Below are 26115 nucleotides of genomic sequence, written 5' to 3'. Positions count from 1 at the left end.
CAATTAACTGAGAAATACACCCTTTAATGCGCTTTAATCACAGCTTGACAGCACAGACATCGGATGTTTATGCTCGGTCTATATTCAAGCGGCGTGCACGATGGCCGTGCAGACGTAAGCCAAAGGAGGCTGCCAGTGACTACCGTGACTTCGTTGGAAACCAGCGACGTGCGATTCCCAACCTCAACGTCGCTTGACGGTTCGGATGCCATGAACCCAGACCCCGACTACTCTGCCGCCTACGTGCAGATCCACACTGACGCAGACGACGGGCTTGAGGGCCACGGGTTTGTTTTCACGATTGGCCGCGGCAACGAGGTTCAGGTTGCGGCCATCCACGCCCTTCGCGAGCACGTCGTTGGCAAAAACGTTGAAGAACTGCTCGACAACATGGGCGCAACGTGGCGCTCAATGGTTGGCGATTCGCAGCTGCGATGGCTCGGCCCAGAAAAAGGCGTCATGCACATGGCCATTGGCGCGGTGATCAACGCGCTCTGGGATCTCAAAGCCAAGCGAGCGGGACTGCCGCTCTGGCAGTTGCTCAGTCGGATGACCCCGGAAGAGCTTGTTGAGCTTGTTGACTTCCGCTACCTCACCGACGCGCTCACGCCAGAGGATGCCCTCCGCATCCTCCGCGCCGCAGAGCCGGGTCGCGCCGAGCGCGAGCAGCAGCTGCTCGCCAGCGGCTATCCCGCCTATACGACCACTCCAGGCTGGCTTGGCTACAGCGACGAGAAGCTGGTGCGCCTCGCAAACGAAGCGGTCGCAGACGGGTTTGGCATGATCAAGCTGAAGGTCGGCGGCAGCCTTGAGGACGATATCCGCCGTATGCGGCTTGCCCGCGAAGCCGTTGGGCCCAATGTTCGTATTGGTACCGACGCAAACCAGCGCTGGGGGGTCGCCGAGGCTATCGAGTGGATGAGCCACCTCGCCGAGTTTGATGTTGCGTGGATTGAGGAGCCAACAAGCCCCGACGACATCCTTGCGCATGCCGCGATTGCGCGCGGGGTTTCACCCATCCCCGTTGCGACTGGCGAGCACATGCAGAACCGCATCATGTTCAAGCAGTTCCTGCAGGCCGATGCCCTTCAGGTGCTGCAGATTGATGCAACGCGGGTTGCCGGAGTCAACGAGAACATCGCTATTCTGTTGCTTGCCGCTCAGTTCGGTGTTCCGGTTTGCCCCCACGCCGGTGGTGTTGGTCTCTGTGAGGCCGTTCAGCACCTGTCGATGTTTGATTTTGTTGCCCTTTCGGGCACGACGGAGGGACGAGTCATCGAGTACGTGGATCACCTGCACGAGCACTTTGTGACACCAACCGACGTGCATTCCGGCGCGTACTGGCCTCCGCTTGCCCCAGGGGGCGGCACCGAGATGCTGTCGTCTAGCCGCGCAGAGTTTGCGTTTGTGCCAAATGACTAACCTGGCGTCGGGCGAGTTGGCGCTGCCAACCCTCGGGTACGGAGCGGCGAACCTCGGAAACATGTATCGAGAGCTCAGTGATGAGCAGGCCGGTGCCGTGCTTGAGGCCGCGTGGGATGCCGGCATTCGCTACTTCGACACGGCGCCGCACTACGGGCTTGGCCTCTCGGAACGTCGGCTTGGCGATTTCTTGCGCACCAAGCCACGCCACGAGTACGTACTGTCGACCAAGGTTGGCCGCCTGCTCCGCCCGAATCCTGAGGGTGCTGGCGGGCTCGACCTCGACAACAGCTTTGTGGTTCCGAGTGACGTCAAACGCGTCTGGGATTTTTCGGCCGACGGCGTCCGGATGAGCATCGAGGAATCGATCGAGCGCATGGGCATTGACCGTTTTGACGTGCTGTACCTGCACGATCCAGAACGGGCCGACGTTGCCTTGCCGCTTTCGGAGCGCATCGGGAGTGCGCTCTCGGCCTTGGTGTCGCTTCGCGATGAGGGAGTGACAGATGCGATTGGTGTTGGCTCGATGGTCTCTGAGGCCCTGCTGCAATCGGCGGAGTTTGCTGCCGAACGCTCCAGCGGCCGCTCGCACATCGACCTTCTGATGATCGCGGGACGGTACACGCTTGCGGAGCAGCCGGCGCTCGCCGAGGTCGTTCCGGCCTGCGCCACCAACGGCATCGGCATCGTGAACGCCTCCGTGTTCAACTCCGGGCTCCTCGCATCCGATGCCCCGTCCGCCAGTAGCCGGTACGAATACGGCGAGGTGCCGGCTGCGGTGCTGGATCGGGTCACTGCAATTGCAGATGTGGCCCGCCACCACGGTGTTTCGTTGCCAACGGCTGCCTTGCAGTATTCGCTTCGGGATGCTTCGGTTCGCAGCATCGTTGTGGGTTCGAGCAGGCCGGAGCAGGTTCGCGAAAATGCCGAACGGATGCGCGAAAGGGTTCCCTCAGCGTTCTGGGATGAGTTGGTCGAGCGTCGACTTATTCCCTCGTGATGCGCGTTTGGCGGGCGCCGTGCAGCGTGTGACGACGCCAAACGGCCTTCGTTATACATCCGATGTATAACCGTTATAAACAACCCGCCGCGCGTGATTGACATCACCAAAAACCGTAAATACCATTACCTAAACGCCAAAACTCAAGGAAGAGGGCAATCGTGCTGACTGGAATACATCCGATCTTAACGGGTGAGTTGCTGCTGCATCTTGACCAGATGGGTCACTCAGACACGGTCGTGATCGTGGATGCGCATTTTCCCGCGCACCGCCTCGGGCAACGGGTCATCGACCTCCCGGCGCTTGGAGTCCCAGACGTTGTCGCCGCTATCCGCACGGTTCTTCCACTCGACGTGACGGCCACTGAGGGTCGCAATGCGGTCGATCTCATGGCCACTGCCGACGGCAGCGTGCTCGACGTGCAGCGCGAGATCCTGGCGGCCGCCGGCATCCAGCCAAGCGAGGCGAACTTCGTTGGCCGCTACGAGTACTACGACGTCGCTGAGCAGGCCTACCTGATCGTGCGAACGGGAGAGACCCGCATTTACGCCAACGCGCTGCTGCGTAAGGGCATCGTTGAGTGGATTGGGCGGGCAGACTCATGACCGATACCGCGGTCACCCCGCTCCTGTGGGCCGCAGGAGTGAGCAAAAGCTTCCCCGGCGTCAAGGCGCTGCAGAACGTGCAGATTGAACTGCTTCGTGGCGAGGTGCTCTCGCTCGTTGGTGAGAACGGCGCCGGAAAATCAACGCTCATGAAGCTGCTCTCTGGCATTTACACGCCAGACGAGGGCGAGTTTTTCCTCAACGGCGAACAGATTACGATCGCCAACCCACGGCACGCTCAAGAACTTGGCATCAGCATCATCCACCAAGAGTTCAACCTCATGAACGACCTCACGGTGGCCCAGAACATCTTTATCGGTCGCGAGCCCCGCGCCGGGGGCTTCTTCCTGTCGGAGAAGCAGCTGAACGCCAAGGCCCAAGAACTCTTTGACCGCCTCGGTCTCGCGCTCGACCCCGCCCAGCCCGTTGGCGAGCTGACCGTTGCCCGCCAGCAAATGGTAGAGATCGCAAAGGCGCTCTCGTTTAACGCCAAGGTGCTCATCATGGATGAGCCAACGGCTGCGCTCAACGATGCGGAGGTCGCGACGCTGTTTGACCTCATCCGCCGCTTTGTTGGGCCGGAGACCGGCGTCATCTACATCTCGCACCGCATGGACGAGCTGAGCGTCATCAGCGACCGCATCACGGTGCTGCGCGACGGCCAGTACATCGACACGGTCGACGCGCAGGCAACCGATATGAAGCGCGTCATTTCACTTATGGTTGGCCGCGAGATTACGAGCGAGGCGCGGCCGTCGCTTGAGGATGCCGAGGGAGACGTTGTGCTTCGGGTTGACGGCCTCAGCACGAAAACGCTCCTAGAGGACGTCAGTTTTGACCTGCACAGGGGCGAAATCCTCGGCTTTGCCGGGCTCATGGGTGCTGGACGCACCGAGGTGGCGAGGGCCATTGTAGGCGCCGACCCGATCTCGGCAGGCACCATCACGCTCGCAGGCAAGGAGGTGCGCATCGGCAGCCCAGCCGTCGCGGCATCCCTCGGCATTGGTTACCTCTCGGAAGACCGCAAGACGCTTGGGCTGCTGCTCGAACGAGACGTCGCCGAGAATATCGCGCTCAGCTCGCTGCCAAGCTACACCGCCGCCGGGTTCGTCAACTCCGGGCGCATCCGCGACACCGCGCGAGACTACGTGCAGAAGCTGTCAATCAAGACGCCCTCCATTCAGCAGGACGTCAAGAATCTCTCCGGCGGAAACCAGCAAAAAGTGGTTATCGCCAAGTGGCTCGTTAAAGACTGCGACGTGCTCATCTTCGACGAGCCAACCCGCGGCATCGATGTTGGGGCAAAGGACGAGATCTACGCGCTGCTGAATGCCCTCGCCGCAGAGGGAAAGGCGATTATCATGATCTCCTCTGAGCTTCCCGAGGTGCTGCGAATGTCGCACCGCATCGCCGTCATGAGCGAGGGTCGCATCACAAGCATCCTGCCAAACGCCGAGGCAACGCAAGAAAACATCATGGAATACGCCACCCACTTCAGCGCCGAAGGAACGATCAAATAATGACTACCACCGAAACTCTCCCAAGCGCCAAGACCGGAATTGTTGGCCGGATGCGCGGGCAGCTCCAGCAGCTGCTGGCATTTGCGAGCCTCATCATCATCGTGATCTTCTTTGCGTTTGCGAGCCCGCACTTCTTCACGACGTCCAACATCGTGAGCATCCTCGTAGCGGCAACCGTGACGGGCATCCTCGCCCTTGGCACCACGTTTGTCATTATTACTGGAGGCATTGACCTCTCTATTGGCACCGGCATGGTGCTCTGTGGGGTCATGACCGGCGTCTTCCTCACCTACTGGGGCTGGCCGCTCTGGGCTGGTGTGCTCGGTGCCATCCTGTTTGGCGCGCTCATCGGCTTTATCAACGGGCTGAACGTGTCAGTGCTGAAGATCCCGCCCTTTATCGCGACCCTCGCCATGATGCTTGTTGCATCCGGCCTCTCGCTCGTGATCAGCGGCACGAAGCCCATCTACTTCAAGGAGACCCCCGGATTCTCCTCGATTATGAACCTCTCGATCATCCCAGGTATGCGCTTCCCGCTTGGTGTTGCGATCTTCCTGTGCATGATCGCGGTTGCCGCCATCCTGCTCTCGTACACGATCTTCGGTCGCTACACCTTCTCGATCGGTAGCAACGAGGCGGCGACGGCCCTTTCCGGAGTCAACGTTGTTAAGTGGAAGATCCTCATCTACACGGTGTCCGGCCTCTTTGTTGGCCTCGCCGGTGTGCTGTCGGCCTCGCGGCTGAGTTCGGCCCAGCCAACGGGAGGCATGGGGCTTGAGCTTGAGGCGATCGCCGCCGTGGTCATCGGAGGCACGTCGCTGCAGGGAGGCAAAGGCTCCATCATCGGAACCGTTATCGGCGCGCTCATCATGGCGGTGCTCACCAACGGCCTCCGTATTATGTCCATTCCTCAGGAATGGCAGTCGGTGGCGGTCGGCGCGGTCATCCTCATCGCCGTGTACCTCGACATCCTTCGCCGCAGGGGCAAGTAAAACCCAGCTCATCCAACGCATTCTGCAATCTTCAAACCACAACAGTTTCAAATCACGCGGTTCAAATCACACAGTTTCAAACCACAACAAGGGAGTTAGTGCTCATGAAATCCAAGAAACTCATCACAGCGATTGCGGGGCTCGGCATCGTCGCCCTCGCGCTGACCGGCTGCACCGACAGCGGAAGCGGCGACGGCGAGACCGCAGCGAGCGGCGACAAGCCCTACGTCGCGATCGTGTCAAAAGGCTTCCAGCACCAGTTCTGGCAGGCAGTGAAGCAGGGTGCCGAGCAGGCCGCAGAAGAGTTCGACGTGACCATCACGTTTGAAGGCCCCGACACTGAGGCCGACGTTGACCAGCAGATTCAGATGCTGCAGACCGCGCTCGACAAGGGACCGGATGCCATCGGCTTCGCCGCCCTCGACAGCCAGGCCGCCGATCCGCTGCTGCAGCAGGCGAAGGATGCCAACATCCCGGTTGTCGCTTTCGACTCCGGCGTTGACAGCGATATTCCGGTGACCACGGCATCCACCGACAACAAGGCGGCAGCAGCCGAGGCCGCAAAGCAGATGGCCGACCTCATCGGGCACGAGGGCAAGGTGGCCCTCGTTGTACACGACCAGACCTCGGTGACCGGCGTTGACCGCCGCGACGGTTTTGTTGAGTACATGGAGAAGAACGAGCCAAAGATCGAGATCGTCGACACCCAGTACGGTGGTGGAGACCAGGCAAAGTCGGCTGACCTCGCGAAGGCCATCATCGCCGCGAACCCAGACCTCAAGGGCATCTACGGCTCGAACGAGGGATCGGCTATCGGCGTTGTGCAGGCCGTGACCGAGCTTGACATGGATGGAAAGCTCACGGTTGTTGGCTTCGACTCCGGCAAGGCACAGATCGACGCGATCAAGGATGGCCTCATGGCCGGCGCGATCACGCAGAACCCGGTTGGCATTGGCTACGAGACCGTGAAGGCCGCCGTTGCCGCGATCAACGGCGAGAAGCTGCCAAAGACGATCGACACCGGATTCTTCTGGTACGACAAGTCGAACATTGACTCTGACGAGATCAAGGCTGTCATTTACGAGTAGCCCGTTCTGAAAAAGCCCCTCGGGCCGCCGTGATTGCCGGCCCGAGGGGCTTTTGTCTTGTCAGTGAAGCGCGAGAGCTACGGCAGCCAGACGTCAGGGCTGAAGATCTCGTAGTGGATCCGGCTCGCCGGCAGCCCAGCCTCGATTGCCTCGTCGCGGATCTTCTGCATGAACGGGAGCGGGCCGCAGAGGTAGAGCGACGCATCCTTTGGCAGGTCGATGCCTTCGAGTGACATGAATCCCTCGGCGGCATCTGTTCCGTCGGCCTTCTCAAGCCACAGGTTGAGTTCGGCGCTGTGCAGGCGCGCAACGTCGCTTGTCATCTGGTCGTCAAGGGCCCACGATGCTCGGTCGCTGTCGGCGTGCAGCACCACAACATCCCGTGTCGAACCGGTGTTGGCAAGCGAGCGCAGGATGGATGCCGTTGGAGTGCAGCCGATGCCTGCCGACGCGAGAATGACGGGACCATCGCCCTCGCGAAGGGTCACCTCGCCGTAGGGGTTCGAGACCTCGATCACGTCGCCGACCTTGACGTTGTTGTGTAGCACTGGAGAAACCTCGCCGGCCTCGTCGATCTTGGTCGTGAAGACGCGAGACGTGCCTTCGTCGCCCGAGAGCGAGTACTGGCGTGCCTGGTGGATGCCGTCGGCCATCTTGAGCTTGATGCTCACGTACTGCCCGGCCTTCGCAGGCGTGACAGGAGTGTCATCGGCTGGTTCGAGCACGTAGGTGAGTGAGCCGGTTCCCGCAGGAGCTTTGGAGACGACGCGGTAGGGAGCCCACATCTTGTCGTTGGCCTGCTTGGAGTAGAGGTCGTTCTCGAGGGCAATGAGGGCGTCGGCCATGAGCCAGTAGACCTCGGTCCAGGCTTCGGCGATTTCTGGCGTGATGACCTCGGCGAGGTCTTCGGCGATGGCGGCGAAGAGGTTGTCGTACACGATCTGGTACTGGTCGGCCGTGATACCGAGCGAGGTGTGCTTATGGGCGATGCGCGAGAGCATTGCCTCGGGCGCGACGTTGGGGTTGTTGAGGAGGTGCGTTGCGAAGACGGCGATGCTGCCGGCGAGGGCCTTTGGCTGTTCGCCGCTCAGCTGGTTGGCGCGGCTGAAGATGCCGTCGAGGAGTTCCGGATGTGCGGTAAACATCTTGTTATAAAACACCGGCGTGATGTGGCCAATTCGCGAGCCAACGAGGGGCAGGGTTGCTTCGATGATTGGGCGGGATTTGCTTGAGAGCATCGGTATTCCTTTGAGTTGGGGAGAGTGCCGTCTTACGGCACCATAAAGACGCATTTAAAATGTGTCTTTATGGTTCATGTCTACACCCTTGGCGTGGGCGCGGCCAAATCGGGGAGCCGCGGTTGCGCGTGTGTTGGGTGCTGCTAGGCCATCGGCCGCAGCCCAATCGACGCGAACACCGGATTCACCTGAGCGGGAGTGGGGAGCGACGAGATGACGATGCCGTCGAGCGCGGCAAAAAACGCTTCCTGTGCATCCCTGAGGGCAAAGCGAAGTCGACAGTCGCCAATGAGCGGGCAGTTGCCGTGGTCCGAATGGCAGACGGCGATGTCCGGCTTATTGTCGAGCTCGCGCAGCACCTGCCCAACGGTGGCGGTCATGCCGGCGGCGCTGATGCGCACCCCGCCGTTGCGGCCGCGCACAACATCCAGCAAGCCAAGCTCTCCCAACCGAGTGAGGGTCTTGCTCACGTGGTTACGAGGCGAACCGACGGCCTCGGCGAGCTGATGGCTGGTGAGTTGGGTGCCCTCTGGGGCGGCGGTCAGCACCAGCAGTACGCGGAGTCCCACGTCGGCAAAGGTGCTGATTTTCATGGTTCCAGCCTAACCGTCAGAGTTGACGCCCGGATTCGAGGGTGGTTCAGCGCCTGTCGTCTGGCCGTGGCCTACGCCGCAATCAACCAGGCGACGAGCACAATCGCGGGCACCGAGAGCAGCGTTGTCAGCAGAACGGTGTCTCGGGCGATGACTTCGCCGCGCTCGTAGGTCGCCGCGAAGTTGTAGACATTTTGAGCCGTCGGCAGCGCCGCAAGGGTGACCGCGGCGAAGAGCGCGTGAGGGTCGAGGTGGAAGACCCAGCTGCCGAGCATCCAAGCCACTATTGGCATGATTGCGACCTTGATGGAGGTGGCCACCAGGATGTCGCGTCGCCCGGTTCCGGCCTGCAGCGGTCGCTGTCCGTTGAGCGAGATGCCAAACGCAAGAAGTACCAGCGGGATGGCCGCGCCGCCGAGCATCTCGAAGGGTTTGAGCACGGGGTCTGGCAGGTCAATTTCGAGGAGCGAAACCACGACGCCAAGTGCCGAGGCGAGGATGATCGGGTTGCGAAGCGGCCGCAGAATCATCTTCCAGACTGAGGTCTTTTCGCCGGTTGTGACATCAAGGATGGCGAGCACGGTTGGTGCCATGATCAGGAGTTGCATGAGCAAAACGGGTGCGACGTAGCTCGGGTCGGCGAGCACGTAAATCGCGACGGGCAGGCCGATGTTGTTTGCGTTGGTGTACGAGGCCCCAGCTGCCCCGATCGTGGTCTCGGCGAGCGGCCTGCGGAAGAAGATCCGCGAAATAATCACGTAAAGCAGCACCGCAACGACCACTGTCGACGCGGAGACAAGCATGACCGGCGAAAACAGCACGGCAACATGCGCCTTCGCCATCACCGTGAATAGCAGGGCGGGCGTGGCAACGTAGAACGCGATCTTGTTGAGAACGGGCCGCTGCTCAACCGTGACCAGGTTGATTTTGCCAACGATGTAGCCGATCACGATGATCGTGAGGATGATGGAGAAGCCAACAATCACGCCAAACATGGCTTACGCTACCTCGCGTTTCGGGGGGTCGAGAGGGCTAGTGGATGCGGCTAATTGCGCCGATCCCGCAATCAATTTGCGGCGGCGAGCTCACGCTCAATGGCCGCAACGAAGGCGTCGATGTCTTCTTCGGTGGTGTCGAAGGAGCACATCCAGCGCACCTGGCCGAGCGCGGCATCCCAGTCGTAAAAATGGAATCCCTGCGTGCGCAGTTTCTCGGCAACGCCGGCAGGCAGCGTGGCGAAGACGCCGTTTGACTGAGTTGGCTGCTCGAAGCTGAGCCCAGGCGCACGGCCGTCGGCAATGAGGGTGTCGAGGGATGAGCGGAGGCGAGCGGCCATGCCGTTGGAGGCCAGCGCGTTACGCTTCCACAGGTCGCCTTCGTAGAGGGCAATAAGCTGCGCCGACACAAACCGCATCTTTGACGCGAGCTGCATATTGAGCTTGCGCAGGTACTTCATGCCGTCGGCGACCTCTGGGTTGAGGATCACAACCGCCTCGCCAAGCATGGCGCCGTTTTTGGTGCCACCCATGCTGAGGATGTCGACGCCGGCATCCGTCGTGAATGCGCGAAGATCAGCATCAAGCGAAACCGCGGCGTTGGAGAGGCGGGCGCCGTCGAGGTGGAGGCGCATGCCGTGGCGGTGCACGTGATCGGCAATCGCGCGGATCTCATCGACCGTGTAGGCGGTGCCAAGTTCGGTGGTCTGGGTGATGGATACAGCGAGCGGCTGCGCGCGGTGCTCGTCGCCCCAGCCCCAGGCCTCAAGATCAATGAGTTCGGGGGTGAGTTTGCCGTCTGGCGTCGGAACAGTCAGCAGTTTGAGCCCACCAACGCGCTCAGGTGCGCCGCCCTCGTCAACGTTGATGTGCGCACTCGTGGCCGCAACAACGGCTCCCCAGCGAGGAAGGATGCTCTGCAGAGCGAGCACGTTGGCCCCGGTCCCGTTGAACACGGGGAACGCCTCTGCCTCGTCGCCAAAATGCTGCCGCACAACGTGCTGCAGGCGCTCGGTGTACATATCGGTGCCGTAGGCCGGCTGGTGACCCTCGTTGGCCGCTGCGATTGCCGCCAACACTTCGGGATGAATCCCGGAGTAATTATCGGACGCAAAACCGCGTGCATGGACATCGTGCAGGGGGCTGGTTACGAGAGAAGTCACAGGGACGAGTCTAGCGCTGGGGGTGGGGCTAGTGACGGAAACCGTATGTATTGTTCGTGGTTTTCCGTGGAGGGAGAGGGGGTCCGTGGGGTAATTTACCTGTTAATTGGTAATGAGAATCATTCTCAATATATACTCCAGTTCTATGAATACGAACCATGACACAGCGTCATCCCCAAAAACAGCCCACAATCGACGACCTCGGAGAACGCACGTCGCCGCTGGTGCCGCGCTTGCCGCATCCGCCATGCTGCTCACCGCCTGTACCTCAGAGGCCACCGCGACCGGCCCCGAGACCGCGACCCCATCCGCATCCGAGGCCCACAGCCACGACCTCCAAGCATCCCGGCTCGCGATCACCTACGACGGGGGAGTGCTCGTGCTTGACGGTGACTCGCTCGAGGTGGTCAGCGATATCCCCCTCGCCGGCTTTAACCGCGTCAACCCCGCTGGCGACGACCGGCACGTAATAGTTTCAACCTCCGACGCGTTCCGTGTGCTCGACACCGGACTCGTGACGCACGATGACCACATCCACGAAGAGACCCCAGTGCTCACCGAGATCACCTTCTCCGCCGACCGGCCTGGGCACGTCGTGACGCATGCAGGGCGAACGGTGTTGTTCAGCGACGGGTCTGGACTGGTCGAATCCTTCGCCTCCGAGGAACTCGCCAACGGCAAGCCGCCAACCGAGCAGTACACAACCGCGCAGCCCCATCACGGCGTCGCGGTTGAGCTTGAAGACGGTGGGATGCTCGTCACGCTCGGCGGGGAGGACGAGCGCTCCGGCGTCGCGGTACTGAACGATGCCCGCGAGGAAGTCACCCGCAGCGAAGAGTGCCCTGGCGTGCACGGCGAAGCGACCGCGAAGAATGAGGCGGTTGCCGTTGGCTGCGAAAACGGCGCGCTCATCTACACAAACGGCGCGATCACGAAGGTGAGCAGCCCGGATGCCGCCGGCCGCATCGGCACGCTTGTTGGCGCGAGCGATCAGGCCGTGCTGCTTGGCGACTACAAGGTTGGCGACAACAAGACGCCGGAGCAGGTTTCGCTGCTGGATACCGCGTCGAAGCAGCTGAATATCGTGGATCTTGGCACGAGCTATTCCTTCCGCTCCCTCGCCCGCGGCCCGCGCGGTGAGGCGCTGGTGCTGGGAACGGATGGCGCCATCCATGTGATCGACCAGACATCCGGAACGGTCAGCGAGAGCATCCCCGTCGTGGATGCCTGGACCGAACCAACCGAATGGAAAGACCCGCGCCCCGCACTGTTTGTGCTTGGCGGGATCGCCTACGTGACCGACCCTGCCACGCAGAGCATCCACGCGGTTGACCTCGAAAGTGGAGATATCCAGACCACCGCCGAACTCCCGCACGTGCCAAACGAGTTGACCGGGGTCGGGGTCTAACGAAGCCGGCAATCCGTTCGCCCCTCAATGCGAGGATGCGCCCCCAGAATCGCAACGAGTGGCGAACGGGTTGTCTTCCATCGCGGCCGCACACAAAACGCGGGGCCCGCAGCCGATGTGGCTACGGGCCCCGCGCTCCAGCAGGTGCTTACTTTTGGGCGGTCAGCGCTTCCTTCAGCTTGACCCTGCCGCTCGTGCGGAGCAGCGAGCCCTGGTAGATGCGCGAACCGATCGCGATCATTGCGAGCGTCGACAGCACAAGGATGACGAGCGAGACGATGGGCTCCCACCACTCAACGGTTCCGGCGAAGAGACGGACGGGCATACCAACCGCCGCACTGAAGGGCACGTACGACATGATCGTCATAACCAGATCGTTGGTGTTGAACATGATCACGAGAACGTACGGAATCATGATGAGCATCATCACCGGAGTCGTGACCGAGCCGACGTCTTCTTGGCGTGAAACCATCGAGGCCGCCGCCGCATACATAGCCGCGAGGAGCACAAAGCCAATCGTGAAGAAGATCACGAACCAGACGATCGGCATGCCGATGGCATCCAGCAGCTCGCCCTGGCCGGTGACGGTCAGCCCAATGATTGAGAGGGCCGCGATCACCGCGATCTGGCAGAAGGCAAGGATACTGTTGCCGATAATCTTTCCGGCCATGAGGGCACGGACGGGGACGGCCGACATGAGGATCTCAACAACTCGCGTCTGCTTCTCTTCAACAACGCTCTGCGCGATGACGCCGCCGAAGGTGCTCGCGGAGATCATGAAGACGATGCCAAACGCAATCGACACGATGTAGAGCAAGAACCAGTCGGTCGAAGCCGGGTTGAGGATGTCGACGGGTGGCGAAACGCTGAGCGCGTTGACGACGCCCGTTGGGGCTGCATCGTCACCGAGGATCTTGAAGCCAAGCGGGTTATCGGTGGCCGAATCGGGGACGATCGCCGCCTCGACGTCACCGTCGGTCACGAGCTTCTTCGCGGCATCCACACTGTCGACAACGGTGGCGTCGAACGACGGGTTCTGCGCCGCGATCTCTTCGGTCTCGGTGGTCACGGCTACTGCGGTGGCTTCCGGCTCGTTCTGCGACGTGAAGCCGCCGATGAGGATGCTCGCGAGGATGATCGCAAACAGGATTCCCGTGGAAATCAGGAACGCCTTCGAACGGAGGCGGACCATGATCTCGCGCTCGGCAACAAGCCAAGTGGTGCTAGCTAGTGTGGGGGTTGTGCGGCTCATGCTGCGGTCACTACCTCTCGGAAGATCTGGGCGAGTGTTGGGCGGTTCGGGCCAAAGCGGCGGACGGCGCCGCCCTGCATTGCCCGCTGGAGAACGGCCTGGGCCGTTGCGTCGGTGTCGACGTCGAAAAGCGCGTAGCCGGCGTCAAACTCGACGACGGATACTCCTGGTGCGTCGCGAAGCCAGCCAGCGTCGCCGGCGTGGTCAAGCTCGTACCGGTTGGTGCTGAACTGCTCGCGCAGGACCTCGCGGGGGCCGGATGCCTTGACCTGGCCTCCAGCGATAATCACGAGGTCGTCACACAGCTGCTCAACGATGTCGAGCTGGTGCGATGAGAAGAGGACGGGAACTCCCGCGGTCGCGCGCTCCTGCAGCACCCGCATCACGGAGTCAACCGCCATTGGGTCGAGGCCTGAGAACGGCTCGTCAAGGATGAGGACGTCTGGCTGGTGGATGAGCGCCGCGGCGATCTGCGTGCGCTGCTGGTTGCCGAGCGAGAGGCTTTCAACCGTGTCGTTCATCCGCTCGCCGAGGCCAAGCTCTTCGAGCAGTGCGCGAGCGTTCTTGGATGCCGAGGGCTTGCTGAAACCGTGCAGGCGGGCCAGGTAGACGAGCTGCTCTTCGAGCTTCATCTTTGGGTAGAGGCCACGCTCTTCTGGCATGTAGCCGAAGCGGCGGCGATCAACATCGGAGAGGGCTGAGCCGTTGAGCGTTACCTCGCCAGAGTCGGCGCCGAGCACGCCGAGGATGATGCGCATTGTGGTCGTTTTGCCTGCGCCGTTGCCGCCAACAAAGCCGGTCATGCGGCCGTCCGCGATGTTGAAGCTCACGTCGGTGAGCACCTGCCGGTCGCCGAACGACCTGTTGATGTTGCTGAGTGTCAGCACGAGTTCCTCCCTGGGGGTTGCCGTACTACAAAACTACGGCTGGGGGAGGGAAGCTCGCTATCGCCCACAGGGGGGATCTTCTGGCCGCCCTCATCCTCATGGGGGAGGGCAAAACAGAATCGACCTGACCCAAATGTGTCTATTTGCGCTGAAATAGACACATTTGGGTCAGGTCGATTGCGTGGATGCGGGGTGGATGCGGGGTGGATGCGGGGCAGCGCGGATGCGTCCGCCCCGCAGGCGGGTTACGGAACCACGACCGCGCGGCCCGTTACCTTGCCCTCGTGCAGGCGGTGGTAGGCATCCGGTGCCTCATCGATCGAGTACTGCTCAACCGTGACGTGCACCTGGCCGGTGCGGGCGAGCTCAAGTACCTCCATGAGCTCGGAGCGGCTACCCCAGTAGGGTGCGCGAACCGAAACGCCAAACGGGGTGGAGCCGAAGCCTGTCGCGAGTACGCCGCCGCCGATGCCGACGGACTCGATGGAACCATCGATACGAACGGACTGGCGAGCGATCTCAAGCGTTGGCGTTGCGCCAACAAAATCGAAGACAACGTCTGCGCCGATGCCGCCGGTGAGGTCGCGGATCTTGGCTGGGGCATCCGAATCGGAGATGATCGTGTGGTGCGCGCCAACCTCGCGGGCGTGGGCGAGCTTTTCATCGTTCACGTCGAGCGCGATCACAACGGCGCCCGAGATGGCCCGCAGGATCTGGATGCCAACGTGGCCGAGTCCGCCGGTTCCGATGACAACGGCGGTTGAGCCTGCTGGCAGCTTATCGAGCGAGTGCTTGATGGCGTGATAGGGCGTGAGGCCTGCGTCGGTCAGTGAAACGGTTTGCACCGGGTCGAGGCCGTTCAGGGGGACAAGGTGGCGTACGTCGTCGACGATCATGTACTCGGCCATGCATCCGGGCGAGCCGAGACCTGGAGGGGTGATGCCAAGTTCTCCGGCAAAGGGGCAGTAGTTCTCTCGGCCTTGCGCGCATTCGCTGCAGCGTCCGCAGCCCCAGGGCCCATAGACGGCGACATCGTCGCCAGGCTTGACTGCAACAACGCCTTCGCCGACCTTGTCAACAATTCCGGCGCCCTCGTGGCCGAGCGTGAGGGGCAGCCCGTACGAGTACATTTCGGCGGGGAGTCCCATAAGGAACCAGTCCGAGTGGCACAGGCCAGCCGCGGTTATTTTGAGTCGGACCTGGCCTGGGCCCGGTTCCGGGATGTCAATGTCTGCAACAACGGGCAGTTCGCCGATGGTTTGGTATTGGACGGCTTTCATAGCGGCTCCTCACAGGTGCGGGTGGGCGTGATTGCCCACGCATCCCTCACGATACTCCTGGTATCTGAACGCCGGGTGGCTACCCCAGCTCGTGGGGTGCAATTTGCCTCGTGGGGTGCGTTAATTCGCGCCCCACGAGCGCTTTTGCGCCCCACGAGCGGTTCGCGCGGACTAGAGTACGCCGTACTCGTATGCGTAGATGACGGCCTGGATGCGGTCGCGCAGGCTGAGCTTGCGCAGCAGGTTCGACACGTGGGTCTTGATCGTCGCCTCGCTGACAAACAGCTCGCCGGCGATTTCGAGGTTGGAAAGCCCCTGCGCCACGAGTTTGAGCACCTCAAGTTCACGCTCCGTGAGCTGAAGGTGCGGGGCATCATCAGGCTCAGGGATGGCGCTAGTCGGTTCGGGCTGAGCAACGGCCTCGCCAGCAAGGACGGTTCCGGCATGGACCGTTCCAGCAAGGACGGTTCCGGCAAGGCCCCCTCCGTCCGAGTCCCCTCCATCAGTGGCTGCCCCTGCCTCTGTCTGCGCAAACCGCTCGATCACGCTCCGAGTGACCTGCGGCGACAGCAGCGCATCGCCGGAGGCGACGGAGACGATTGCCGCGATGAGCTGTTCCGGCGAGGAGTTCTTCAACATGAATCCGCTGGCCCCTGCCGCGAGGGCAGAGAAGAGGTAGTCGTCTCGGTTGAAGGTGGTGAGGATGAGCACCGCCGAGGTCACGGAGGGGTCGGCGGTGATGATGCGGGTCGCCTCGATGCCGTCCATGTCGGGCATCTGCACGTCGAGGCAAATGACGTCTGGGTTCAGCTCCCTGGCCGCGGCAACCGCCTCGACCCCAGTGCCTGCCTCGCCAACAACGTCGATGCGCGCGTCGATCGACATGATCGTGCGAAAGCCGGCTCGCACGAGTTCTTGGTCGTCGACGAGAAGAACGCGGATGCTCGGTTCGGTCATGGGGGATGTCCTAGCTGGTTGTGGTGTTGGTCAGTGGGATCCTCGCGCGAACGACAAAACCGCCGCGCTCAGGGACGCTCGTGTGCAGTTCGCCGCCATCGGTTGCAACGCGTTCGCGCATGCCAAGGATGCCAAGGCCGGCTCCCAGCTGATTCAGCTGGCTGGCCCTGCGCCCCGCTCGCTGGCCGGCGGCTTTTGTTGATCGAGACGTATTGCTAATTTCGACTTCAACCGCGTCGTCGAGGTAGCGCAACCGCACGGTGGCGCTGATGTGCGGCCCGCCATGCTTGCGCGCATTGGTGAGTGACTCTTGCGTGATTCGGTACAGGTTGAGCGAGGTCACGGGACTCAGCTCGCGCGGCTTGCCAACGACGGCAAAGCTTGCCGGCATCCCGCTCGCAACGGCCTGGTCGACGAGGATGGGGATGCTTGAGACGCCAAGTGAGGCGTATGCCGAATTTATCTCGGCATTCTGTTCGTCCTCAAGCACGCCGGGTTGCTCTGGAGCGCGGAGCGCGCCGAGGAGCCCGTGTAATTCCTCGATGGCGTTGCGTGACCCGTTCTCTACGATGCTGAGCGCGGCCTTTGCCGCCTCGGGATTTGAGTCGAGCACTGCTCTTGCGGCCCCGGCTTGGACCCCCATGACCGATACGTGATGGGCGACGGCATCGTGAAGTTCGCGGGCGATGCGCAAGCGCTCGATCGTGACCGCCTGCTGGGCGATGACCCCGCGCTGCAAGAGCTGCTCGTGGGCGCTGATCTCAGCTCGGGCGCGTTCGCGGGCCGCCTCGTATGCGTGGTTTCCAAAGTAGTAGGCACCGCCAAAATACAGGAGGTTAGTCAGCAACTGGATGAGCGCGTAGGCAACAAACGGCGACATGATTGCGCCGGCCTTGATGCCAAGGGCCTCGTCGGCATCCGTCAGGGTGTCTCCGGTTGCCATCCTGAACATGCTCACAACGAGCCAACCGAGGCACACAACGATGACGATTGCCCTGACGTAGAGCGCGAGGTTTCGGCGGCTCGACCACGCGCCGACGGTGTACAGCGCCATGAAGAGCGCGATGTTCGAGAAGAGTGGTTCCGGAACCGAGATGGTCCACATGACAATGCAACCGGCAGCGACGACGATCAGGATGGGCATCGGCCAGCGCCTGCGGAAGGCGAGGGGAAGCATGGTTCCCGCGACAACAACGAGCGAGAGCCAATCCGGCGCCGGGTCCTTCATGTATCCGGAAATGCGATACAGGGCCATGCTGAGAATGGCGCCGAGAAAGAGGGCGATCGCGCCGATGACGTCGGTTCGTCGCTGGGTGGGGGTGACCTCGGGGCGCGCCCAGTCTGAGGCGTCGGGGTCGTTGAGCAAAACCTGGTTCACCCAATAACCGTACCCGCTGGGCCGCTGGTCGAGCCATCACCCGCAAGACGGAGATGCGTGAGCCGCCTCCGCTGAACGAAATACCTCGCGGGCCCCTTTCGGAGCCCACGAGGTATTCAGTGATGTGCCAACAAACCGGCCGGGTTAGTAACCCGTAATGCCGGCGGTTGACTCGATAACATCAACCATTTTTTTGCTGAGTGCCTCGTAGAACATCGACAGCGGGAACTCGTCGTCCATGATGAGGTCGGTGAGTTCCCTCGGCGTGCCGGTGAGGGGCAGCGCATCGGGACCCTTCGCCCAGGTGGATGCCGGATGCGGCGTCACAACCGACGACACGAGGTCGTAAGCCGCGAGCCAGTGGGCCACCTTTGGCCGATCGATCGACTTCCAGTACAGGTCGTCAATTGCATCGCCAAGTTTCACAACGACATCGGGCACGTGCGCCCAGTCGATGTCGAGCTTGGTGTCGGTCCAGTTGAGCACGTGATTCTGGTGCAGCCAGGCGAAGAGCAACTGCCCGCCAAGCCCGTCATAGTTTCGCGTGCGCGAACCGGTGAGGGCGAAGCGGAAGATGCGGTCGAAGATGACCGCGAATTGCACCTGCTTGGCGCGGGCCAGCATCTTGGCCTGCGACTCGGTGAGCGCATCCGCCTCGATCGACGACAGGTGTCGTTCGATGCGCACGCACTCGCGGAAGGCCGTGAGGTCGCAGCGCAGTTCTTCGAGCGTGTACAGGAAGAACGGCATCCGCTGTTTGATCATGAACGGATCAAATGGCAGGTCACCGCGCATGTGTGTGCGGTCGTGGATGAGGTCCCACATGATGAAGGTTTCTTCGGCAACGGTCTGGTCGTCGAGAATGGCCCGCGCCGCTGGCGGCAGCGCCAGGTGGGTCACGGCAGCGGCTTCGCGCACCACGGTGCGGTAGCGCGCTGCTTCACGGTCGGCAAAGATGGCACCCCAGGTAAAGGGTGGAATCTCGCGCATCGCGACGGTCTCGGGGAACAGAACCGCCGAGTTGGTGTCGTAGCCGGCCGTAAAATCAATAAACCGGATGGGCACAAACAGGGCATTGCCGTAGTCTCCGGCTTCGAGTTCGGCAACGAACTCAGGCCAGATCACCTCGATAAGCACGGCCTCGAGCAAACGAGACCTGCTGCCATTTTGGGTGTACATGGGGAAAACAACCAGGTGACGGACGCCGTCGGCCCGGTGCTGCTGCGGCTGAAATTCGACAAGCGAGTCAAGAAAGTCGGGTACGCCTACCCCGTCTTCACTCCAGCGTCGAAGATCTGCCGCGAGGGCGGTGAGGTAGGCCGAGTCGTGTGGGAACACGGGCAGCAGCGCCTCAACGTTGGTCGCAACGGTTTCGATAAGTTCGCGAGCCCGGCCAAGCTGGTCTTGGTCTGCCAACGAACCGTCTTGCAGCTGCAGGGCCTGGAACTCGGATGCTGCGGCCTTGAGGCGCATCCATCGGTCGTCATTCCTGAGGTCTGCTTGCTGGGTGGCGTTTCCGCGGTCTTCGACAACCTCGGGCTCTCCAACAATGGTGCGGACATCACGTGTAGTGGTGTTGTTCATGGACATGGGTGAACCTCCGATCTGTCAAATAGGCGTATTGCCACAAGGCTACGACCTTTTGTCAGCGGGCGGAAGAGCGCCTCACGAACGGGGTTATTGCGCGGCGAGCTGGAGCGTGAAGATGGCTTCTGCTTTGCCGCCGACGATGGTCAACGTCATGCCGCCCTGGCTGAGCGTGTGCAGGAACGAATTCTCGGTGCTTGTGGAGACCGTCGAGCTGAATCCCGCATCCGTGAGGGTCGTGACGTAGGCATCCACCTCGGCAATGGTGAGGTCTGTAGCGGTTACGGAGGGGTTGCCCTGTGTTGTTGCCGCAAGCGTGTAGCGGCCGGGAGGAGCTGGAACTTCGGCTGGCCATTCCGCGGGAAGCGTGGCTCCGTCGCCATCAAGATCGAGGTCGACGCTGCTGTCTTCGCCCAGTACGTCTTTCGCGAGTTTATCGGCGGCCTGATTTGCCTGATCCTTGACCATATCGACCGGGCTCGCGCAGGCGGCGAGTGGAGCGACAGCAATGAGCGCGATGGCGGTTGTCGCCGTGAGGCGGCGGAGCGAAATCATGGTGGCCTTTCAGCTGAGACGCACACAGCCTACCAACGCCCCCTGTGAACAATCTCGTGGGGTGCAAAAGCGCTCGTGGGGCGCAAAATACTGCACCCCACGAGCGGAAACGCACCCCGCGAGCTGGGGGCTGGGGGCTACGGGCTGGCGGCTGGGGGCTAGGGGGCTGGGTTTTCGGGCTCGCCGAGTGAGAGCATGAGGCGGTTGGCCCAGTTGAAGAAGGCCGAGCCGTTGATGACATCCACGATTTCGTAGTCCTCGAGGCCGGCTGCGGTCAGGCGCTCGACGTGCTCGGCTGAGAACTGCACCGGGGTGGCAGCGAGGGCAACGGATGCGGCGATGATTGCGCTCCAGCGCTCGTCGAGCTGCGTCGATACGCCTTCGTCGAGCAGGCGCTGCACGTCTTCGGTGCGCTTTGAGTAGTGGCTCGAGAATCGCGAGTGCACCGAGGCGCAGAAGACGCAGCCGTTGAAGCGAGAGGTCGCCGTAGCGGCCAGCTCACGCTCGGCGCGGGGGAGCCCGCCCTTGGTGTTGTAAAAGATGTCGTTATCGGTCTTGGTGCGGGCCGCAAGAATCTCTGGGTCGCGGGCCAGCAACGCGAAGTATGGCGACTTCGCGCGCGACCTATCGACCACGCCATCCCAATGACGGTCGGTGAAATCCTCGACGGGGAGGGGCGTGAGCCACGGCACCCAGCCGATGTTCTCCTGCGTGAATGCCTCTGGCCGGTCGAGCTCGGGGTATGTCGTGATGGTTTCGGTTGCGGATGCTGCTGGAACGGTCATGGCTAGGCGCCTTTCGTGCTCTGTGACAGCTGCGAGAGGCCTGCCACGATGCGGATCTGGAATGTGAGGAACGCGATGAGCTGCGAGAGCGTCACAATGCCGGTCGTTGACCATCCGGCGCTGAGTAGTTTCTCGAGGCGCTCAGGGCGCGAGTCGCGGGGGTGGAACACCAGGAAGTGGGCGTGTTCGAGGGCCGCGGTGAGGCGGTCTCCGAGGGCGGCGCGTCCGGCATCCGTCACCTCGAACTCAAGGCCAGGCTGGTTCTCGGATTGGAGACCCGTCTCGCGGTAGGTGCCATACGGTCCCTCGGTCTTGCCCGCTGCAATCTCTGCCTCAACTGCCGCGAGTTGTTCTGGGTTCTCAACGCCGGCGGCGTAGAACGACGTGAGGCGAGCATCCCGGTGCAGGCCGGCAACAAAGGTCGCAACGGCGTAGCGCTCAGCCAAGCTGAACTCACTCGCGTCGACCGGCTGGAAGAGGGCCTCGTAACTGCGCTGCGCGTTTGCCCTGGCATCGGGGCGGAGCGAGCGGAGCGTGTCGATGTGGTCGCCCGGCGTGCTGCCAAGCAGCCCGTCGATGACATCAGAGGCGTTGACGTCTGGTGTTGCGGTTGTAGTACTCATCAGTTCCTTCGGTGTTGAGTGCGGAGTGTTCGGTTGTGAATTCGAGGTTGCAAACTATGCTGCCTTTTGCTGAATTGACGGCATTTTTTGCGACCTGGATGGGCTTGATTATGCGCGCGCGAGTTCCTGTTTCCAGCCGAGCGCCGGTGCGACCGTGGTGGCCGTCAGCTCGATGGAACGCAGAATGTGCTCGTGGGGTGGGTCAACCGAGTGCACCTGGAACGCGACGTCGGTGACCCTCGCAAGCGCGGTGTCAGCAGCGAGTGATTCCGCGACCTCGTCGGGCGTCCCAACGTGAACATCAAACGTGGCGATGAGTTCGTCGAGGTCGTCGCTGTCGGTTCCCTGCCCCATGCCGCGGAGTGCGTTGCGGGAGGCAACGAGTCCCTTATGCGCAAATGCGCGGGCCTCATCGCGAGAATCGGCAACAAACAGGGTGCGGGAGCCGAGGATGCGCGGAGTCGCCCCCGACGGCAGGTTGTCGAGGTACGCGTCGATGATGGGGTTCTGGATGTCCGAAAGCGTTGCGTTCGGGGCATCCGCCGACCGCGGCTGTGTGCGAGAAAGGAGGAGCCCGTCGCCCCTCTGCCCAGCACGAGTAGCCCCGCCAGCGCTAAACGTTGCCTGCCAAATGCGGTCAAGCAGCTGGGGCGAAGCCGGATAGAGGCGGTTTTCGCCGCCGTTGATGGGGTTGCCGCCCCAGGCATCCAGCAGCACTTGAAAATGCTCGCCGAAGATCTCGCTGCGCGCCGCCGATTCGAGGCCAAACGTCGTGAACGAGGACGGGGTGCCGCCAGTGCCGAGCCCAATTTCGAGTCGGCCGCCCGAGAGGAGGTCGAGCACCGCGGCATCCTCTGCAACGCGAATGGGGTTCTCGAGGGGCAGGGTGATGATGCCCGTGCCAAGGCGGATGCTGCTGGTCTGTGCAGCGACATTGGCAAGGAATACGAGTGGGGATGGCAGGCCGCCCTCTGCGCCGTGGAAATGATGCTGGGCTACCCAGGCGGAATCGAAGCCGAAGCGCTCGGCGTGCGTGATCTGCTCGGTGGCGAGGCGATACCGCTCGCCGGCGCTCGTGTCATCGAGGATGCGGCTAAAAAACCCAAGTCGTTTGGTACTCATGTGTTGCTCCTAAAAACGATATAAACCTGCATCTATTTGCGACTTTCTGCGAGAAAAACCTAGATTTTCAGCAGAAACTCACAAATAGATGCAGTGTCAGGCGGGAGAATTTGTGGCGAGGGCCGGGACGAAGCCGCGGCCGGGGATGGCGTCAAGTAGGTCACGAGTGTAGTCCTGTTGGGGGTTGGTGAACACGTCAAACGTGTTGCCCTCCTCTACTACCTTGCCAAGATTCATAACGGAGACGGTGTGCGAAATGTGCTGCACAACCGCGAGGTCGTGGGAGATGAAGAGATAGGTGAGCCCAAGGTCGTCTTGCAGCCGTTCGAGCAGCTCAAGGATCTGGGCCTGCACCGTCACATCGAGGGCGGAAACCGCTTCGTCAAGCACGAGCACCTCTGGCTTCACGATCAGCGCACGGGCGATGGCAACGCGCTGACGCTGTCCCCCCGAAAGCTCGTGGGGTTTGCGACCGGCAATCTCGCGGGGGAGCGAGACCTGATCGAGGTGCTCGGCAACGGCCGCCTTTCGCTCCGAGGCTCCTGCGCTTGTGAAGTTGCGCAGCGGCTCGCCAATGATCTGCTCGATGCTCTGCCGCGGGTCGAGGGAGCTGAACGGGTTCTGATACACCAGCTGCACCTTTTGGCGGAACAGGCGGGCCTGCTCGCCCTTAAGCTCGCTGATGTCTTGCCCTGCGACCTCGATCGTGCCGGATGTTGCCTTCACTAGGCCAACAACGGCGCGGGCCGTCGTGGTTTTTCCCGAGCCGGATTCGCCAACAATTGCGTGCGTTGTTCCACGTGCAACGGTAAAGCTGACATTGTCTACGGCGCGGAAAGGCTCGACCTTTCGCCCTCGGGAGAAAGTCTGCACCAGATCCGTGACCCGGATGCCGGGCGTCGCGGACGGATCAATCGGCGCAACATCCCTTGGCTCAAGCTGCAACGTCGAGAACGACGGCGCATCGTGAAGGAGCTTCTTGGTGTAATCGGAAGTGGGCTTATCGAGCACCCGCTCGCTCGGCCCCTGCTCCTGCACACGACCATTCTGCATGACCACGATGCGGGTGGCACGGTCGGCGGCAACCGCCAGGTCGTGCGTGACAAAGAGGATGGCAGTGCCAAACTCCTTGCGCAGGTCGTCGAGCAGGTCGAGGATGCGCTTCTGCACCGTCACGTCGAGGGCGCTGGTCGCCTCGTCGGCGATGATGAGATCTGGTTCGAGGGCGATCGCGCTCGCTATGAGCACGCGCTGTTTCATTCCGCCAGAGAGCTCGTGCGGGTACTGCTTTGCGCGCAGCTCGGGCTCGGGGATGCCAACGCGGGTCAGCAGCTCGATGACCTTCTCGTGCGTCTTTTTCTTGTCGCCCCATTTATGGATGCGCAACACCTCAGACAGGCTCGCCCCGATCGTCTTCACCGGGTTGAGCGAGTTGTTCGGGTCCTGAGGGATGAGGCCTATCTGCTTGCCGCGGATGGACTGGAATTGCTTCGGCGACCAGCCGGCGACATCCACCCCATTGATGCGGATTTCGCCGCTGTCGATGTGGCCGTTCTCGGCAAGCAGGCCGATCACGGACTGGGCCGTGGTGGTTTTGCCTGAGCCGGACTCGCCAACCACCGCAACAACCTCGCCGGGGTTTACGGTGAGCGACACGTCGTGCACAACGCCGATGCGCTCGCCGCGGGTTACGTACGAAACCGACAGGCCATCAAGTTCGAGGAGCGGTGGGCCTTCTGCCCCAATGGATTCACTCATGAGTTACCTCCTGCGCGCAAGAAATGCGCTAATTCTGTTTGCCGAAACCACTACGAGCACCACAACGAGGCCTGGAAGGGTCGTGAGCCACCACGCGGTTGCCACGTAGTTGCGGCCTTCTGCGATCATGAGGCCCCACTCTGGCGTTGGGGGTGGGGCGCCGTAGCCAAGGAAGCCGAGTGTTGAGATTGCGAGGATGGCCGTGCCAAACTGCAGCGCCGCAAACGCGAGGACCGGGGTAAGCGAGTTGGGGAGTACGTGGCGGGCGAGAACCGCAAAGTAGCGTCCGCCGCTGCCAAATGCCGCCTCGACGTAGTCGCTGCGGCGCACCTTGACCACCTCTGAACGGGCAAGGCGGGCAAACGCCGCGACGCTCGTAATACCAACCGCAAAAGCGGCATTGGTTGTGCCAAATCCGAGCAGGATAATGATGCTGAGGGCAAGCAGCAGGGCTGGGATGGCGAGCAGCACATCCACGAGGCGCATGAGGATGTCGTCAATCGCGCCCCCGACGGAGCCGGCCACAACGCCGATGAGCGTGCCGAGGACAAGACCAACCGTCACGGCGACAACCGCGCCGGTGAGCGAGTGGACCGCGCCGTAGACCGTGCGAGAGAACATGTCGCGACCGGTGGCATCCGTGCCAAACAGGTGCGCCCAGCTTGGTGCCTGCAGCGCGTCTGCCGCATTGCCCTGAATCGGGTTGTACTGCGTAAAGAAGCCCGGGGCAATCGCCCAGGCGAGCACAACGGCGATGATGATGAACGCGAGGATAAGTGTCGGCTGCAGCCGACGGAGCCTTACCTTGAGCGACTTGCGCTGTTTTGGCGGGCGGCTGTTGAGCGCGCGCTGCACGGCGGGCTCGGCTGGTGGTGGGGTTTCGAGGGCGGCGATTTCGGCGGCCGACGTAATGCTTGAGGTCATGCGTTGGCACCAACCTTCCGTTTGAGGCGGGGATCGAGCACTGGATACAGCAGGTCAACGATGAGGTTGACGATGACAAAGACGAGCGCGGCGACGAGCACTACGGCCATGAGCACCGGGGTGTCCTGATTCGCAACGGCCTGCTCCGTGAGACGGCCAAGGCCAGCTCGGCCAAACACCGTTTCGGTCACAACCGCGCCGGCGATGAGTTCACCAAACAGGATGCCCGCGATGGTCAGCGTTGGCAGCAGCGCGTTTTTGGCAACGTTGCGGAAGAGTACCCACGATCGAGACGCGCCCTTTGCCGTGACAACTGCGATGAATGGCTGCGTTGAGATGTCGTCAATGCTTCGGGTGAGGATCTGTGCGAGCGGTGCCGAGATAGGCACGGCGAGGGTCAGTACGGGCAGGATGAGTGCCTGCACTGGAGATGGGTTGATGACGGGGATCAACCCAAGCCGGAACGAAAACACCTGGATGAGGATGATGCCGAGCCAAAACACGGGAACCGACACAAACAGCGAGGGGAGCGAGCGAAGCACCCCGCGAATCCAGGCGAACCGGGTGAATGTTGAGAGGAACGCGATGGATACGGCAACAAAGACCGCAACAACAAAACCGACTCCTGCGAGCAGCAGGGTCGCCGGTAGCACCTCGGCGAGCAGTACCCGAACGGCCGTCCCGCTCTGCACCGAGTATCCGAAGTCGCCGCTCAGGAAACCGGTAAACGTGTGCCAGAACTGCACGGGAAGTGGGATGTTCGCTCCGTAGGTCTCCCTGACGGCCGCGATCTGTTCTTGCGAGAGCCCGAGCTCCGGGTTTTCAAACTTGATGAGCAGGGCGTCGCCCGGCAGCGCCTGCAGCAGGAGGAACGCTCCCGTGAACGCAATGAAGAGCACAATGATGGCCTGCCCAAGTCGGCGTGCGATGTAGCCCATGTTGCTCCTTCCGTGTGGCCGCAGTGGATGCGGTTCTTCGAGTGG

24 protein-coding genes are annotated in these 26115 nt (G+C 62.1%); 7 read left to right on the top strand and 17 right to left on the bottom strand.

The window, feature by feature from the left end:
- Positions 1 to 135: 135 nt before the first annotated feature.
- The 6 genes from FHX76_RS11895 to FHX76_RS11870 all read left to right on the top strand — a co-directional run bounded on the left by FHX76_RS11895 (position 136) and on the right by FHX76_RS11870 (position 6627).
- Positions 136 to 1422, top strand: coding sequence for an enolase C-terminal domain-like protein (locus FHX76_RS11895; protein WP_167150894.1), 1287 nt, complete (start codon positions 136 to 138; stop codon positions 1420 to 1422).
- Positions 1415 to 2422 (top strand): aldo/keto reductase, encoded by a 1008-nt coding sequence (locus FHX76_RS11890; RefSeq protein ID WP_167150892.1) that lies wholly within the window; start codon positions 1415 to 1417, stop codon positions 2420 to 2422. Before FHX76_RS11895 ends, FHX76_RS11890 begins: the two co-directional genes overlap by 8 nt.
- A gap of 161 nt (positions 2423 to 2583) precedes the next feature.
- Entirely contained in the window at positions 2584 to 3027 is a 444-nt protein-coding gene (locus FHX76_RS11885) for an RbsD/FucU domain-containing protein (RefSeq protein WP_167150891.1), read from the top strand.
- Complete coding sequence (locus tag FHX76_RS11880) at positions 3024 to 4547, top strand: sugar ABC transporter ATP-binding protein (RefSeq protein WP_167150889.1); 1524 nt, start codon at positions 3024 to 3026, stop codon at positions 4545 to 4547. The genes FHX76_RS11885 and FHX76_RS11880 overlap by 4 nt, the downstream gene beginning before the upstream one ends.
- Positions 4547 to 5539 (top strand): ABC transporter permease, encoded by a 993-nt coding sequence (locus FHX76_RS11875; protein ID WP_167150887.1) that lies wholly within the window; start codon positions 4547 to 4549, stop codon positions 5537 to 5539. Before FHX76_RS11880 ends, FHX76_RS11875 begins: the two co-directional genes overlap by 1 nt.
- 104 nt (positions 5540 to 5643) lie before the next feature.
- Complete coding sequence (locus FHX76_RS11870) at positions 5644 to 6627, top strand: ABC transporter substrate-binding protein (RefSeq protein WP_167150885.1); 984 nt, start codon at positions 5644 to 5646, stop codon at positions 6625 to 6627.
- Between the two features lie 77 nt (positions 6628 to 6704).
- Here the strand turns inward: FHX76_RS11870 and FHX76_RS11865 are convergent, their stop codons facing one another.
- From FHX76_RS11865 to FHX76_RS11850, 4 genes are all read right to left on the bottom strand, one after another.
- Complete coding sequence (locus FHX76_RS11865) at positions 6705 to 7865, bottom strand: globin domain-containing protein (RefSeq protein ID WP_167150883.1); 1161 nt, start codon at positions 7863 to 7865, stop codon at positions 6705 to 6707.
- 143 nt (positions 7866 to 8008) lie between these two features.
- Positions 8009 to 8458 (bottom strand): RrF2 family transcriptional regulator, encoded by a 450-nt coding sequence (locus FHX76_RS11860; RefSeq protein WP_167150881.1) that lies wholly within the window; start codon positions 8456 to 8458, stop codon positions 8009 to 8011.
- Positions 8459 to 8529: 71 nt separating this feature from the next.
- Positions 8530 to 9453 carry an AEC family transporter gene (locus FHX76_RS11855; RefSeq protein WP_167150880.1) on the bottom strand — a complete coding sequence of 308 codons (924 nt, stop codon included), beginning with the start codon at positions 9451 to 9453 and terminating at the stop codon, positions 8530 to 8532.
- A 71-nt stretch (positions 9454 to 9524) separates the two neighbouring features.
- Positions 9525 to 10616 (bottom strand): beta-eliminating lyase-related protein, encoded by a 1092-nt coding sequence (locus FHX76_RS11850; RefSeq protein ID WP_167150878.1) that lies wholly within the window; start codon positions 10614 to 10616, stop codon positions 9525 to 9527.
- A 145-nt stretch (positions 10617 to 10761) separates the two neighbouring features.
- On the opposite strand from FHX76_RS11850, the gene aztD reads away from it, so the two are divergent.
- Entirely contained in the window at positions 10762 to 12024 is a 1263-nt protein-coding gene (aztD, locus tag FHX76_RS11845) for a zinc metallochaperone AztD (protein WP_243848784.1), read from the top strand.
- A 148-nt stretch (positions 12025 to 12172) separates the two neighbouring features.
- On the opposite strand, the gene FHX76_RS11840 is transcribed toward aztD, so the two are convergent.
- From FHX76_RS11840 to FHX76_RS11780, 13 genes are all read right to left on the bottom strand, one after another.
- Positions 12173 to 13276, bottom strand: coding sequence for an ABC transporter permease (locus tag FHX76_RS11840; RefSeq protein ID WP_167150876.1), 1104 nt, complete (start codon positions 13274 to 13276; stop codon positions 12173 to 12175).
- On the bottom strand, positions 13273 to 14163 hold the full coding sequence (locus FHX76_RS11835; protein WP_167150875.1) for an ATP-binding cassette domain-containing protein: 891 nt from the start codon (positions 14161 to 14163) through the stop codon (positions 13273 to 13275). The genes FHX76_RS11840 and FHX76_RS11835 overlap by 4 nt, the downstream gene beginning before the upstream one ends.
- A gap of 245 nt (positions 14164 to 14408) precedes the next feature.
- Positions 14409 to 15443, bottom strand: coding sequence for an NAD(P)-dependent alcohol dehydrogenase (locus tag FHX76_RS11830; RefSeq protein ID WP_167150874.1), 1035 nt, complete (start codon positions 15441 to 15443; stop codon positions 14409 to 14411).
- 171 nt (positions 15444 to 15614) lie between these two features.
- On the bottom strand, positions 15615 to 16400 hold the full coding sequence (locus tag FHX76_RS11825) for a response regulator (protein ID WP_167150873.1): 786 nt from the start codon (positions 16398 to 16400) through the stop codon (positions 15615 to 15617).
- A 10-nt stretch (positions 16401 to 16410) separates the two neighbouring features.
- A complete protein-coding gene (locus FHX76_RS11820; protein WP_341777942.1) occupies positions 16411 to 17778 on the bottom strand; it encodes a sensor histidine kinase in 1368 nt (455 codons plus the stop codon).
- Between the two features lie 144 nt (positions 17779 to 17922).
- Positions 17923 to 19368 (bottom strand): DUF6421 family protein, encoded by a 1446-nt coding sequence (locus FHX76_RS11815; protein WP_208402663.1) that lies wholly within the window; start codon positions 19366 to 19368, stop codon positions 17923 to 17925.
- Positions 19369 to 19455: 87 nt separating this feature from the next.
- Positions 19456 to 19920, bottom strand: coding sequence for a hypothetical protein (locus tag FHX76_RS11810; protein ID WP_167150872.1), 465 nt, complete (start codon positions 19918 to 19920; stop codon positions 19456 to 19458).
- Between the two features lie 158 nt (positions 19921 to 20078).
- Positions 20079 to 20705, bottom strand: coding sequence for an alkylhydroperoxidase domain protein (locus FHX76_RS11805; RefSeq protein ID WP_167150871.1), 627 nt, complete (start codon positions 20703 to 20705; stop codon positions 20079 to 20081).
- 2 nt (positions 20706 to 20707) lie between these two features.
- The gene (locus tag FHX76_RS11800) at positions 20708 to 21328 is read right to left on the bottom strand and encodes a CMD domain protein (protein ID WP_167150870.1); all 621 of its coding nucleotides are present in this window, start codon (positions 21326 to 21328) and stop codon (positions 20708 to 20710) included.
- A 108-nt stretch (positions 21329 to 21436) separates the two neighbouring features.
- The gene (locus FHX76_RS11795; protein ID WP_167150869.1) at positions 21437 to 22450 is read right to left on the bottom strand and encodes a putative FMN-dependent luciferase-like monooxygenase; all 1014 of its coding nucleotides are present in this window, start codon (positions 22448 to 22450) and stop codon (positions 21437 to 21439) included.
- 96 nt (positions 22451 to 22546) lie between these two features.
- Entirely contained in the window at positions 22547 to 24208 is a 1662-nt protein-coding gene (locus FHX76_RS11790; RefSeq protein WP_167150868.1) for a dipeptide ABC transporter ATP-binding protein, read from the bottom strand.
- 3 nt (positions 24209 to 24211) lie between these two features.
- Positions 24212 to 25132, bottom strand: coding sequence for an ABC transporter permease (locus FHX76_RS11785; RefSeq protein WP_167150867.1), 921 nt, complete (start codon positions 25130 to 25132; stop codon positions 24212 to 24214).
- The gene (locus FHX76_RS11780; protein WP_167150866.1) at positions 25129 to 26070 is read right to left on the bottom strand and encodes an ABC transporter permease; all 942 of its coding nucleotides are present in this window, start codon (positions 26068 to 26070) and stop codon (positions 25129 to 25131) included. Before FHX76_RS11780 ends, FHX76_RS11785 begins: the two co-directional genes overlap by 4 nt.
- Between the last annotated feature and the right edge of the window lie 45 nt (positions 26071 to 26115).

The sequence above is a fragment of the Lysinibacter cavernae genome (genome assembly GCF_011758565.1).
GTDB classification, from domain to species: domain Bacteria; phylum Actinomycetota; class Actinomycetes; order Actinomycetales; family Microbacteriaceae; genus Lysinibacter; species Lysinibacter cavernae.
Note: the sequence above shows the minus strand (reverse complement) of the source record. Positions and strands in the feature narration are given on the sequence as shown.

Excerpts from the sequence above, each read along its gene's own strand:
- FHX76_RS11890 (WP_167150892.1), top strand. The coding sequence starts at position 1,415 with ATGACTAACCTGGCGTCGGGCGAGTTGGCGCTGCCAACCCTCGGGTAC.
- FHX76_RS11880 (WP_167150889.1), top strand. The coding sequence starts at position 3,024 with ATGACCGATACCGCGGTCACCCCGCTCCTGTGGGCCGCAGGAGTGAGC.
- FHX76_RS11875 (WP_167150887.1), top strand. The coding sequence starts at position 4,547 with ATGACTACCACCGAAACTCTCCCAAGCGCCAAGACCGGAATTGTTGGC.
- FHX76_RS11870 (WP_167150885.1), top strand. The coding sequence starts at position 5,644 with ATGAAATCCAAGAAACTCATCACAGCGATTGCGGGGCTCGGCATCGTC.
- FHX76_RS11865 (WP_167150883.1), bottom strand. The coding sequence starts at position 7,865 with ATGCTCTCAAGCAAATCCCGCCCAATCATCGAAGCAACCCTGCCCCTC.
- FHX76_RS11860 (WP_167150881.1), bottom strand. The coding sequence starts at position 8,458 with ATGAAAATCAGCACCTTTGCCGACGTGGGACTCCGCGTACTGCTGGTG.
- FHX76_RS11855 (WP_167150880.1), bottom strand. The coding sequence starts at position 9,453 with ATGTTTGGCGTGATTGTTGGCTTCTCCATCATCCTCACGATCATCGTG.
- aztD (WP_243848784.1), top strand. The coding sequence starts at position 10,762 with ATGAATACGAACCATGACACAGCGTCATCCCCAAAAACAGCCCACAAT.
- FHX76_RS11840 (WP_167150876.1), bottom strand. The coding sequence starts at position 13,276 with ATGAGCCGCACAACCCCCACACTAGCTAGCACCACTTGGCTTGTTGCC.
- FHX76_RS11830 (WP_167150874.1), bottom strand. The coding sequence starts at position 15,443 with ATGAAAGCCGTCCAATACCAAACCATCGGCGAACTGCCCGTTGTTGCA.
- FHX76_RS11825 (WP_167150873.1), bottom strand. The coding sequence starts at position 16,400 with ATGACCGAACCGAGCATCCGCGTTCTTCTCGTCGACGACCAAGAACTC.
- FHX76_RS11815 (WP_208402663.1), bottom strand. The coding sequence starts at position 19,368 with ATGTCCATGAACAACACCACTACACGTGATGTCCGCACCATTGTTGGA.
- FHX76_RS11810 (WP_167150872.1), bottom strand. The coding sequence starts at position 19,920 with ATGATTTCGCTCCGCCGCCTCACGGCGACAACCGCCATCGCGCTCATT.
- FHX76_RS11805 (WP_167150871.1), bottom strand. The coding sequence starts at position 20,705 with ATGACCGTTCCAGCAGCATCCGCAACCGAAACCATCACGACATACCCC.
- FHX76_RS11800 (WP_167150870.1), bottom strand. The coding sequence starts at position 21,328 with ATGAGTACTACAACCGCAACACCAGACGTCAACGCCTCTGATGTCATC.
- FHX76_RS11795 (WP_167150869.1), bottom strand. The coding sequence starts at position 22,450 with ATGAGTACCAAACGACTTGGGTTTTTTAGCCGCATCCTCGATGACACG.
- FHX76_RS11790 (WP_167150868.1), bottom strand. The coding sequence starts at position 24,208 with ATGAGTGAATCCATTGGGGCAGAAGGCCCACCGCTCCTCGAACTTGAT.
- FHX76_RS11785 (WP_167150867.1), bottom strand. The coding sequence starts at position 25,132 with ATGACCTCAAGCATTACGTCGGCCGCCGAAATCGCCGCCCTCGAAACC.
- FHX76_RS11780 (WP_167150866.1), bottom strand. The coding sequence starts at position 26,070 with ATGGGCTACATCGCACGCCGACTTGGGCAGGCCATCATTGTGCTCTTC.